We start from the raw sequence: 11,926 nt of genomic DNA on the forward strand, positions 1-11,926 counted from the left end.
CTTACATTAGTAAGGGTACCGGTTTTCGCAATGACATTTTCTTTGAGAGGCTTTTCGGTCATTCGATTACGCAGTGTACCACCTATATTCTTTTCTTTTATTCCTGCAACTGGTAAAGAGTGATAGAAAAAAGGAAACCATTCCTGTGATTGAGATTTATATAAAAGATCTGTAACTGAGTTTGCCTGAATAGCGTTAACATGAGAAATACCCGAACCGTCTCTTAAAATCATTTTTTCACCATCTATACCTAGTGATGTTAATGTTTGTTCTACAACTTCTAAACCTGCTTCCCAGCTTCCATCTTGCTTATACACCTTCCCCATTTCTTTGACAAGCATTTCCGCATGTGTATTGTTACTATTTTTCATAAAAGGAACAAGTATTTCTTTTAAAGGAATTGATTGATGTGAAAGAAGCATTTTCGAATGTTCTGGTTTTACCCCTTTACGTTCCTTACCTTTCACCTTAATTCCGTGTTGTTTTAATGTTTTTTTTAGGACTGAAAGTGAATAGCTTGTTGGATCCCATATTGCCACCCACTCTTTTACTGGGGATGCTTTAAGTGAAATGGTTCCTTTAATAATGACCTCATTTTTACCATGAGTACGAGAGATTGACAGTTCACTTTCTTCATCTGTGGAAACCGTTTTGGTTTTGTTTATAAGCGTAACAAAATCAGTGCTAGGAAAAACTGAAATCTCTGCCTTTTGATTTTTTTGACCTGGAGATACCTCAATGATAACTGTTCCGGCATCAAAATCATGATCAGGAGAAACCGTTAACGCTGAAATTTGCGCACCATAATAAGCTGTTTCATCACTCCAAGGAAGATCCACTGAATACCGCACATCATCATACCAACTATCATCAGCAATTATATCTCCTGTAATAGATTGTATTCCCTGCTTTTTAAGAGTCTTAGCCATGCTTTCAATATCTTTTACACGGAGTGTGGGATCACCATGTCCAACAAAATAAACATTTCCCTTTATTTCATTACGTCTAACCTTTCCATCTGTAAATAACCCCGTTTGATAAGAATAATCCGGCCCTAAGGAAGCTAAGGCTGCTGCTGCAGTGAATAATTTTAAATTGGACGCTGGAGTTAACGATACATCGCCATTATACGAATACAATACCTGACCATTAGAGGCTGAACGAATACTAACACCTGCAATAGCACCTTCTAAGATAGGATCTTTAGTTATTAAGGTATGTAAGGAAGAAAATACATCCACTTGTTTTGCTTGTGTAAGCGATGGGGCTTGAAAAGTGCTTATCATTGTAAAGGACAAGATCATCATACAGAGAGTTAATTTTGCCATAAAAGATACTCCTTTCAACCTTCTATCTTTAAGGTCTTCAAGTATCTTCTATTTATCCATATAAAAACAGCTGATCAATACTGACCAGCTGTTTTTGTTTAGTATTTCTTACACTAAATTAAATTCATCAGGATCAGGACCAACACGTTTGTCTTGGTTCAATGAACTAATTTTTTTCATATCATCTTCACTTAATGTGAAATCAAAAATATTTGCATTTTCTTCGATACGATGAGGCTTAATTGATTTAGGGATTGTAACAACCTCATTTTGCAAATCCCATCGTAAGATAATTTGTGCTGTAGACTTATTATATTTTTGAGCAATTTCTACTAGCATTGGCTCATCTAGTAACTGACCTTGCATTAATGGTGACCATGCTTCTAGCTGAATTTGATGCTCTTTACAAAATTTGTGTAGACTCTCTTGTGTTAACCGTGGATGATATTCAACCTGATTGACCATTGGTTTAACTTCAGCTTGATCGATAAGATCTTGTAAGTGATGTTCCTTAAAGTTACTTACGCCAATTGCACGGATTTTTCCGTCTTTATATAGCTCTTCTAATGCTTTCCAAGTATCAATGTATTTCCCTTGTGCAGGTACAGGCCAATGAATAAGATATAAATCTAGGTAGTCTAGCTGTAACTTTCTTAAGCTTTCTTCAAATGCAGAGATCGTTTCATCATATCCTTGATCTGCATTCCACACCTTTGAAGTGATGAACAATTCTTCACGTGACACGCCACATTCTGCAATTGCCTTACCAACACCTTCTTCATTCCCATAAACAGCAGCTGTATCAATACTTCTATAACCGGCTTTAATTGCCGCTAAAACAGAATTCACTACCTCTGATCCTTCTTCTACCTTAAAGACGCCTAAGCCAAACCAAGGCATTTTAACACCATTATGTAATGTTGTAGTACTTTGTAGACTTTCCATTATTTCAGCTCCTTCCATTTCACCTTATTATTTTCCTATAGCATCTTAAAAATGAAAAGAAATTTGCTTGCGTTTACAAAACTTTAGCATAAGGAGGTATTAGAAAAACTTGGCTTATCGCCAAGTCCTATTGCCGAAAGCCTTAGTTCTCCTTATACTATCATCTACAAAAACTTATACTTTCTGATCGGATAAAAAAGCCCATTATCTTTTTTGTAAGATAAATGGGCTCTTTTTCTTAATTAATTAGTATCCGTAACCTACGTAAGAAGCTCCAATGATAATTAAAAGAATAAACAATACAACGATTAGAGCAAAGCCAGCTCCATAACCGTATCCACCTGTAGCGCCCATGATGTCACCTCCAAATCCATTTGTTTTACTATATGTAAAGGACACTAACTTCGTTATAGGTAAAAGACCAGTTCTAAAAATCTATTTTTTGTCACAATGTATTAGGATTATAAATGAAAAATTGTTACGATAGTAGAAAGTAATAGTTTGAGGTGATTTTGATGTGTGGACGGTTTTCACTTGCAACAGATCAAACTGCAATCGAAGATCAGTTTCAACTAATTATTAATGAAGAACTTACATACAGATATAACATTGCCCCATCTCAGGACGTTTTTGTTATAGGATCAAATGGTCATGATCGTGTAGCTACTAGCATGCGATGGGGATTAATTCCACCTTGGTCAAAAGATGTAAAAATCGGACATAAAATGATCAATGCACGTTCTGAATCAATTGAACAAAAAGTTAGCTTTAAATACCCGTTCAGACAGAAAAGATGCTTAATTGTAAGTGATGGTTTTTATGAATGGAAAAAAACAGAGAGTGGTAAACAACCCTATCGATTTGTGATGAAGGATAGACGCCCTTTTGCTTTTGCAGGTTTATGGGAATGTTGGGATAAAGGCACCGAACCATTGTTTACCTGTACAATCTTAACAACTTCGGCAAATGAGGTAACAAAAGATGTTCACGACCGAATGCCTGTAATTTTACCACCACATACATATGATACATGGTTAGACCGGAAAGAAGATAACATTGAACACTTAAAATCATTGTTAGTACCCTACGATGCTCAACTTATGGATTTATACCCAGTTTCAACTCTTGTAAATTCTCCTAAAAATGATCAAAAAGAATGTTTAGAGCCCCTTAATAGTCAATAAAAAGATCAAACCTTCTTCAAAAGGTTTGATCTTTTATTTTTACTTATAATTTTGTTCATACCACGTTTTAGCTTCCATTATCTCTTCTCTTGTTAGCTGGTGTCCTGCTTGTCCCCAGTGTTCTGTTACATGTGCGTTAGCGTTTCTTAATACTTCCGCAAGTTCTTTTGTTTCTGCTTGAGGAATTAATGGATCATTAACTCCTGCACCTATGAAAACAGGTGTATTAGTTAAATCAGGTACTTCTACCCCTCTTCTCGGTACCATAGCATGAAGTAAAACAGCACCATTTAATGCATGTTTATAATGATACATTAAGCTGGCTGCGATATTCGCTCCATTTGAGTAGCCTATCGCTAAAACACGATTGCGGTCAAATTTGTATTTATCAGCCGCATCTTCAATAAATTGATTCAGTTCCTCTGTGCGGAAAACCAAGTCCTCCTCATCAAAGACACCCTCTGATATACGACGGAAAAAGCGAGGCATTCCATTTTCCAAAACATTTCCTCTTACACCAAGTATGGAAGCAGTAGGAGCGATCATTTCGGCAATCGGAAGTAAATCACGTTCATTGCCTCCAGTGCCATGGAGTAGTAGTAAAGTTGGCTCGTTTTGATCTTTTCCTTCTATAAATATATGTTGCAATTTATCCATCTCCTAAACCCTTTAAGATTCGTTTGTAATTAATGGTTTTAATTTTGCTTCTATTTCATTTCTTTGTGGCTCAAAATACGGTGGTAGTGCAAGGTTTTCTCCAAGATGTTCAAAGTCCTCATCACCTTCAAAGCCTGGTCCGTCGGTTGCAAGCTCAAACAATATCCCATTTGGTTCTCTAAAGTATAAAGAACGGAAATAATATCGTTCTACGAAACCAGAATTTGGTAAATGACTTTCCTTCAACAATTGTACCCACTTGTTTAGCTCTTCTTCATCTTCAACTCGGAAGGCAACATGGTGGACGCTTCCTCGCCCAGGTCTTTCACGACTGCTCTCGTTGTCCTCAATAAGATGAATTTCCGCACCAGTACCGCCTTCACCCGTTTCAAATACACGAACCTTTTTCTGATCAGTTTGTCTAACGTATCCTGCTAATTCTCGAAAGCCCATTAAATCTGTTAAGATATTAGCTGTTCGTTCTGGACGTGAAACAGTAAGCTCTACTGGTCCAAGACCAATAATTCCATTTTCTACAGGAACCGGGCTCTTTTCCCAAGGCTTCCCTCCAGAGACACCACTATTGTTTTCATCCGAAACTAGGACTAAACGTTGACCTTCCTTATCTCTAAATGAAAGACTGGAGCGGCCATTAACAACTTGAATATCATCATGATCTACATGTAAATGCTCAAAACGGTCCTTCCAGTATTGAAGTGCATGATCGTCACTCACTCGTAAGGAAGTGGCAGTGATACTATTTGTACCAGGATAAGTTCGACCAGCACGCGGAATTTCAAAAAAGGTCAAATCTGTCCCTGGATTTCCTCGTTCATCTGCGTAAAATAAATGGTATACAGAGGTATCATCTTGGTTAACTGTTTTTTTAACCAGTCTTAATCCTAATACTTTTGTATAAAAAGTATAATTGTCCAATGCATTAGCTGTAATAGCAGAAACATGATGAATTCCTTTTAAAGGTTTAATCGTCATGGTAGTACTTCCTTTCTAAGTCTAACATAATATCTCGAATTCAAGATAATTATAATAAAAATAACTAAGAACGTCAAATAATCAAGATATATGTAAAAGAGGTTAACGAACAAACGCTAACCTCTTGTTTCTTATTGCTGGATGTATTGTCTATTTTGTTGTTGTTGCTGCTGATAACTTCTGTAACTAGGAATATGACGCTGTTCTGATTGATTGTAAGAATGAATCGTTTGATTTGGACTTTGTTGATAAGAAGTTGTTTGGTTATAACCAACACCACTTGATAGTTCTTGTTGCATTTGGTTGCAAACATTTAAAATTTGTTGACATTGTTGTAATGCTTGGTTATGTCCTTGTAAGCTTTGTTGAATCATTTGAGTTGCTTGTTGTTCTCTTTGTAATAACTGTTGCAACATTTGTACATTTTGTTGTTCTTGTTGAAGCATTTGCTTATATTGTTGGCTACCTTGTTGTGTTTGTTGAATTAATTGTTGAACTACTTGACGACATTCATTGATTTGTTGCATTGCATGTTGTTGTGTATGCATAAATAATCCCTCCATTTTTTAATATGTTTGTTGTTGATTACTATATAGTGCATTTGGTTGATAGCTGTTAATCATTGTTTTTGTTGTTGTTTGGTCAAATGTTGGTACTTGGTAATAACCTCTTTGGTTCATGTAATTCCATGTTTCATATGCTTGATCTGCACAATTTTTTGACCCTTGAATCATCAATTCTCTTAGTTGAGAATCTGTAAATTCTAATGCAGCATGCATTTTCGTTACTGCAGAAGCTTTGTGAGTTCCAAGCATAGCAGACGATATATCTTTATCGTTTAATTGATTGATCGATGCGTTAGGTGATTCAGGTACACTATTTCTGTTCATACCGTAAGTTGGAGTTGCACTAATGTTTGATTTTACAGTCGGAAGTGATCCAACATTTGCTTTTTGTTGAAGCGCATTTACAACAGCATTGTATTCATTCGTCATGAAAGAAAGCTGATTTTGTAAAATGTTCTGTAAGTTTTGATCTTGACAATGTGGTTGTAAAAGCTGAAATTGATTAATTCCATTAACCATACAGCTTAATACTTCATGACATTCCATTAACTCATGAGCACCAATATTTACTGAATTCATTTGGCTTTGCAAGGTGTAATCCTCCTTAAATACATTTTTTGAAGCCAAATTTAAACTACCACTATTGAGCGTAAATTATTCAACTAATTAGTAAAGGAATAATAGTTTGAACATAAAAAAATCCAGATTTTCATCTGGATTTTCAAGAAAACTTGTATATAAAATGTCCGTTCGGTTTTAGTTGAATGATTATTTTACCTTGGTTTTCAATTCTGCTCGTTAAATAAAAGTACAGCCCGTTCCACTCTAAAGACCAACCTTTAGGAGCACTTGCACGCAAATGCATTAATTGCATTTTGTAGATATCATATTTAAACGAAAAAGAAAATTGACCTTCAACGACTGCATACCATAACTCTTTTAAATAATTTATCGCTTCAGCTGATTGCTGTGAATTAATAATTTCGTTTACTGTTCTATACTGCACTATATTCCCCTCACTCTCTATCTACAAGATTAGATGAATAAGAGAGAAAAAACTATGCTAAAATGTTTCCATTGTTTTATTTAATTCATTAAGAAACATGACTATTTTCAATAGATTCTTCTTGGTCACGATCCATTTCCTTAATAGGTGATTTTTTATAACGTCCGATTATCGTACTCGCGATAAAAATACAAAAGATTGAGAGAATAGCTCTTTCCCAACCAACTAAAGCTAGTGCAAATAAGATAATAACAGAGTCACATACAAAAAGAACTAAACCTCTATTTAACCCGAATTTTTTATCAATATATAAGCCAAGTATATGAATTCCACCTAGTGAAGATCCGTTATTCAATACAAATGTCACACCAATGCCAATTAAAAGACCAGCAATAATAGCAGCAATAATCGTATTTATCTCAAAGACAGGAATAATGATGTCAAACCATTCGCGAATTAGAGAAATCCCAGTAATTGATAATAAGCTTGAAATGGTAAACCACTTACCAAGTTCTTGAATAGAGATGATGAAGAAGGGCAGATTCACAATAAAAAACAGTGAACCCCAAGAGAAGGTTGTAAGATATGATAAAATAGTTGCAATTCCGGCAGTTCCGCCAAAGGTTAAATTATTATCTGATAATAATTTAATTCCTAACGAGGTTAAAACTAGACCAACTAAAACAAGAATCAGCTTTTTCGTTATATTCATAAATATCCCCCGATCATTGTTATCCAATAATAACTTATCGCAAAGGATTGACAAGGTCAATGGCTTGAAAAGTATTCCGAATCTTACGTTTTTTCCGAACAAAAAAAGATCTTTTTTCTCGGGTATAAAAATGCACCTCCCAAGAAAAAAGATCTATTAAATGATTAAAACATTGGGACAGGAGGGTCTATTGCTAGAACAGGTTGTCCATTTATTGTTAGCCAAATATAATAATGATCAATTTCCATATCTAAGCGATTTTCTATTTTTTGAATGATATCTTCTTGTACTTGAAAGCTTATCGAAGCTGTTTTATCACCTAAAGGTATATTTTTCATACCAAATAGATCAGCTATATATCTGGCATCCTCATATGAAACTTCAACATACTGATCATATTCTGATAAGTATGCAGCTTGAACAGGAGAAAAGGTAAAAATGATGGCTAGAGAGATTGCTGTAAATAAAGTTAACACATATTTCATCTTTATCACCTCCTTTTATAGCTGTAAATGAGCAAACACATCTACAATTTCAGGATGATAAAGAGTACCTTTGTTTTTCTTTATTTCACGAACTGCTTCTTCCTTTGAACGAGCTTTTTGATATGATCGATCACTAGTAATGGCATCATATGCATCAACCACTGATATAATTGAAGCTTTAATATCAATCTCTTCCTTAGATAATCCATATGGATACCCTTTTCCATCGAAACGCTCATGATGCTGCTCAACAATTTTACCGGCATTTACTAATATCGGCAATTTTGTTTCTTCCAATATCATTCTTCCATAAATTGTGTGCTTCATCATAATTTCCCACTCATCGGCAGTTAGTTTCCCTGGTTTTTGAAGAATGTTCAGTGGTATTCTTACTTTTCCAACATCATGAAAAAAAGAAGCCATGTTCAGTTGTAATAAGTCGTTTGAATTTAAACCTATTTTTTCTCCAACCTTCATAGCCAGGTTTGCAATTCTTGCACAATGATCCCCTGTATATCCATCTTTTTCCTCTATAGAAACGGCAAGATTAGCCAATTGTCTTGATACCTGACTATAGCGATGAAAAATAGGCTGCGACGTAACATAGATAAATTCAGTAGGACCAATAGATTGGAATACATAATGCTTAGTAATTGGCGAACGGTAAAAAGAATCACCGGCTTTATAGGTTTTAAAGCTACCATCATCCATTTGTAGCCTTAATTGACCTACAATTACAAACAAATACTCGAGTGCATGCCAGCCAGCTTCAGGTTCAAGCGCCCATCTTGTATTAGGTTCTAGCTGATGGTGAATAATTTCCGTTTGATCTCCTGATGCAAGCAGTGAAATGGTTAAGCCCTTCATCTGAACCGACTCGATGAAGTCATTTTTATTTGCGAATTCAGTCATAGAAACCTCACCTTAGAATTAATTTAACTAACCTATTATAATGAATATCTTTCAAATAAAATAGATAGTTTTCCTAAGATGAAGATAGTACCAATTTAGGGATTATCTCCTAACAATAGTTTAATTCATGAACGAAAATTTTCAACGTTCATACTTGTTCTACGACTAAAATCGACAAAGGTTCAATAAACGCAAATGAAGCAGGGAACTCTATATGTCCCCTGCTTCTTCTGGCTACTCTATTTTTTCCGGTTCTGGAAATTCAACCCCAAATGTTTCAACTGTAATTTGCTTAATTTTTTGATCTTCAAGAGGCTTGTCCTGATTATCCTTTTCCACATTTACGATCTTATCGACTGCGTCCATTCCTTCTGTTACTTTACCGAATGCAGCATACTCACCATCCAAATGTGTAGCTTCAGCAACCATAATAAAGAATTGAGAACCTGCTGAATCGGGGTCTTGAGATCTCGCCATTGAAAGAACACCTCTTTCATGGTTTAACTCATTGTCAACTCCATTAGATTCAAACTCACCTTTAATTGCATAACCAGGTCCACCAGTACCTCGACCTTCAGGGTCTCCTCCTTGAATCATAAAACCTGGTATCACCCGATGAAAGATAAGTCCATCATAAAAGCCTGATTCAGCTAGGGAAATAAAATTATTTACCGTATTTGGAGCAATATTTGGATATAACTCCACCTTAATCGTATCATTATTCTCCATTGTAATAGTAGCAATTGGATTGTCTTCAATTTCTTGTGCTGGTTGTTTTTCATCATCCTTATCAGGTTGACTTTGTTCATTTGTACCACAGCCACCAACAATGAGCATGACTAAAAAGATAATACTTAATACACTTTTAATTTTCATGACCTGCTCCTTTCAACATATATGTACTTTTCTAACCCACATCACTTTATATATAGACTTCATCTATGTTACGGTAAAAGTATACAGTAAAGGAACAGGTGGTGTCTAACTTGGTATATACAGAATTAAAGCATCTTTTGAAAGATTACTACCCATTTACATTGTTAACAGATTTTCAGTTACAAGAAATGACCGATAAAGCTACACAAGCGACCTTTGCTCAAAATGAATTTATTTTTCACGAAGATGAAGATGCTGATCATATTGATATCTATTTTTTAGTATCTGGGCTAGCGAAAAATATTTTACATCAATCAAATGGAAAGCAGTTATCACTACGTTACTATTATCCTGGAGACATTATTGGATTAATGGTTATGTTCACAAGTGGTGAGTTAGAGTTTTCTGTTCAAGCATTAGAAGATTGTACGGTTTTCAAGCTGAACAAGCGTCATTTTTTTGAAATTATGACCCGAAACAACGATTTTTCAAAGGTCATTTGGGAAAGTATTGGAGAAAGAACAAAGTCCTTATATGATGAGATGAAAAACAAAGCAACTCATGATGACGAGGAAAATGTACACTTATTAAAAACACGTGTGAAAACACTAATGAATCAACCTATTCTTATTCAACCTCACCTTACAATGGATAAAGCAGCACAGCTTTTAGATGAGAAGAATGTTTCAGGATTAATTGTGAATGATGAACAATTAAAAATGAAAGGAATTATCACCAATAAGGAAATATTAAAATATGCATCCCAGCCATCTTCCTCTAATTTAGTTTCAGACTGGATGAACAAGCAGCCATATTATGTTGAGGCTGATGCGTTTGCATTTGAAGCTCTTTCTTATATTAAAAATAAAGCAAATGAGTTTATTCCTGTTATTCATAATGGGAGTGCAATCGGAGTATTAACCAGTCGTTCATTCCTTAATCTTGAAAACTCCAGCTACTTAGATTTAACCTATAATGTAAAAAATTCAAGATCAATTAATACTCTCTTACAGCAAAGTTCTTTAGTGAATACTACGTTACAATCGTTTGTTCAAGAGCTTGTTGAAAAGGAAAGTTACGCTTATGAAGTATCTGAAGTAATCACAAATCATAATGATAATATTCATAGACAAATTATTAAACTAGCAGAAAATGAGATGAAAGCAGAGGGCTATGGAACTCCGCCAATTAACTACTGTTTTATCATAATGGGAAGTCAAGCACGACACGAACAAGGATTTCACACAGACCAAGATAATGGTGTTATTTTAACAAATTATGATCACCTACCTAATCGTTCTAACATTGATGAGTATTTTAAAAAATTCACTCAAAAAATTAATCATTATTTAAGTTTAGCTGGTTTCCCTGAATGTACAGGTGGAATTATGGCGAAAGAGTCTAAATGGAGAAAGTCTTTATCAGAATGGAAAAGAGAAATTCAAACATGGAAAGATGAACTTGATGCTCAAGAAATTCAAAATTTCACGATGTTTTATGATTTTAGACCAATTTTTGGTGATTTTTCCCTTGCTGAAGAAATAAGAGACTTTCTTACAAACAAAGCTAAAAAGTCAAAAACCTTACAACAATTATTAATGAAGGATGCTCTTCGATTTAAGATTCCTGCACATCCTCTAGGTATTATAAATTTAAAGCAAAAAAACAAAAAAATTAATGTTAAAAAGACAGGATTAACACAAATTATTTACTCAACAAGAATTAATGCCATTAAATATGGAGTCAATGAGGTAAGCACGGTGAAACGTCTTAATGAATTAAGAAAAGTTCAAGCCATGCATCCACGTGATGTTGAAAATGCTAAAACAGCACTTCACTATTTACATTATTTTCGATTGCAGCAAAACCTTAATCAGCTTGAAAACAATCAAGATGTTTCAAATGAAATTAATGTGTATGAGCTTTCAAAAGAGGATCGAATAAAGCTAAAGGAAGCACTGCAGGTTGCTCATCGTATGCAGCAAGTAACCAAGATTAGCTTTAATCGAAATCGGGTGGTGTAGAACAGTTTGCCAGATGATATAAAGATATTAAAATATTTATTTTGGGATCAATTATTCTTTAAACACCGTATGAACAAAATGGTTCAGCTTCCAGAATATGATCATGCCCTTACTTCAACTGAACAATTTTTAGAAAGTCAGAAAGGATTAATGAATAAAGATTTAAGCTCCTGTACGTTTACAATTTTTGATCTTGAAACAACTGGATTTTTTCCAAACATGGGGGATGAAATTATTT

General features: G+C 34.7%; 14 protein-coding genes and 1 pseudogene. 3 read left to right on the forward strand and 12 right to left on the reverse strand.

The genetic code is table 11. The features are described 5' to 3' along the window. The 3 genes from dacB to ACEWK1_RS25585 form a co-directional block, all read right to left on the reverse strand. Positions 1-1,328 (reverse strand): D-alanyl-D-alanine carboxypeptidase/D-alanyl-D-alanine-endopeptidase (gene dacB, locus ACEWK1_RS25575; protein WP_416636781.1); only part of this gene is annotated, 1,328 nt, incomplete at its 3' end. 108 nt (positions 1,329-1,436) lie between these two features. Further along, complete coding sequence (locus ACEWK1_RS25580) at positions 1,437-2,273, reverse strand: aldo/keto reductase (RefSeq protein WP_269671075.1); 837 nt, start codon at positions 2,271-2,273, stop codon at positions 1,437-1,439. Positions 2,274-2,519: 246 nt separating this feature from the next. Continuing rightward, positions 2,520-2,627: a YjcZ family sporulation protein gene (locus ACEWK1_RS25585; protein ID WP_098794764.1), complete on the reverse strand. Its 108-nt coding sequence runs from the start codon at positions 2,625-2,627 to the stop codon at positions 2,520-2,522. A 161-nt stretch (positions 2,628-2,788) separates the two neighbouring features. Here ACEWK1_RS25585 and ACEWK1_RS25590 point away from each other — a divergent pair, with 161 nt between their 5' ends. Next, positions 2,789-3,457 carry an SOS response-associated peptidase gene (locus tag ACEWK1_RS25590; RefSeq protein ID WP_121662377.1) on the forward strand — a complete coding sequence of 223 codons (669 nt, stop codon included), beginning with the start codon at positions 2,789-2,791 and terminating at the stop codon, positions 3,455-3,457. A gap of 39 nt (positions 3,458-3,496) precedes the next feature. Here ACEWK1_RS25590 and ACEWK1_RS25595 read toward each other — a convergent pair whose 3' ends face one another. The 9 genes from ACEWK1_RS25595 to ACEWK1_RS25635 form a co-directional block, all read right to left on the reverse strand. After that, positions 3,497-4,114 carry an alpha/beta hydrolase gene (locus tag ACEWK1_RS25595; RefSeq protein ID WP_121662378.1) on the reverse strand — a complete coding sequence of 206 codons (618 nt, stop codon included), beginning with the start codon at positions 4,112-4,114 and terminating at the stop codon, positions 3,497-3,499. A 12-nt stretch (positions 4,115-4,126) separates the two neighbouring features. After that, complete coding sequence (locus ACEWK1_RS25600) at positions 4,127-5,107, reverse strand: ring-cleaving dioxygenase (RefSeq protein ID WP_121662379.1); 981 nt, start codon at positions 5,105-5,107, stop codon at positions 4,127-4,129. Between the two features lie 131 nt (positions 5,108-5,238). Next, positions 5,239-5,655 carry a hypothetical protein gene (locus tag ACEWK1_RS25605; RefSeq protein ID WP_121662380.1) on the reverse strand — a complete coding sequence of 139 codons (417 nt, stop codon included), beginning with the start codon at positions 5,653-5,655 and terminating at the stop codon, positions 5,239-5,241. An 18-nt stretch (positions 5,656-5,673) separates the two neighbouring features. Continuing rightward, positions 5,674-6,264: a spore coat protein gene (locus ACEWK1_RS25610; protein WP_212134108.1), complete on the reverse strand. Its 591-nt coding sequence runs from the start codon at positions 6,262-6,264 to the stop codon at positions 5,674-5,676. A 130-nt stretch (positions 6,265-6,394) separates the two neighbouring features. After that, positions 6,395-6,679, reverse strand: coding sequence for a hypothetical protein (locus tag ACEWK1_RS25615; RefSeq protein WP_212134110.1), 285 nt, complete (start codon positions 6,677-6,679; stop codon positions 6,395-6,397). Between the two features lie 88 nt (positions 6,680-6,767). Beyond that, positions 6,768-7,391, reverse strand: coding sequence for a YitT family protein (locus ACEWK1_RS25620; protein WP_121662382.1), 624 nt, complete (start codon positions 7,389-7,391; stop codon positions 6,768-6,770). A 164-nt stretch (positions 7,392-7,555) separates the two neighbouring features. Further along, positions 7,556-7,876 carry an 8-amino-7-oxononanoate synthase gene (locus ACEWK1_RS25625; RefSeq protein ID WP_121662383.1) on the reverse strand — a complete coding sequence of 107 codons (321 nt, stop codon included), beginning with the start codon at positions 7,874-7,876 and terminating at the stop codon, positions 7,556-7,558. 15 nt (positions 7,877-7,891) lie between these two features. Further along, on the reverse strand, positions 7,892-8,788 hold the full coding sequence (locus ACEWK1_RS25630) for an HD domain-containing phosphohydrolase (protein WP_232273345.1): 897 nt from the start codon (positions 8,786-8,788) through the stop codon (positions 7,892-7,894). Between the two features lie 234 nt (positions 8,789-9,022). Further along, positions 9,023-9,664 carry a peptidylprolyl isomerase gene (locus ACEWK1_RS25635; protein ID WP_212134112.1) on the reverse strand — a complete coding sequence of 214 codons (642 nt, stop codon included), beginning with the start codon at positions 9,662-9,664 and terminating at the stop codon, positions 9,023-9,025. A gap of 110 nt (positions 9,665-9,774) precedes the next feature. Between ACEWK1_RS25635 and ACEWK1_RS25640 the strand changes: the two genes are divergently transcribed. Beyond that, positions 9,775-11,688 carry a DUF294 nucleotidyltransferase-like domain-containing protein gene (locus tag ACEWK1_RS25640; RefSeq protein ID WP_251395848.1) on the forward strand — a complete coding sequence of 638 codons (1,914 nt, stop codon included), beginning with the start codon at positions 9,775-9,777 and terminating at the stop codon, positions 11,686-11,688. Positions 11,689-11,694: 6 nt separating this feature from the next. Then, positions 11,695-11,926: pseudogene (locus ACEWK1_RS25645) on the forward strand (hypothetical protein); the annotation flags it as partial.

The sequence above is a fragment of the Metabacillus sp. YM-086 genome, from assembly GCF_048059995.1.
Taxonomy (GTDB): Bacteria; Bacillota; Bacilli; order Bacillales; family Bacillaceae; genus Metabacillus; species Metabacillus litoralis_B.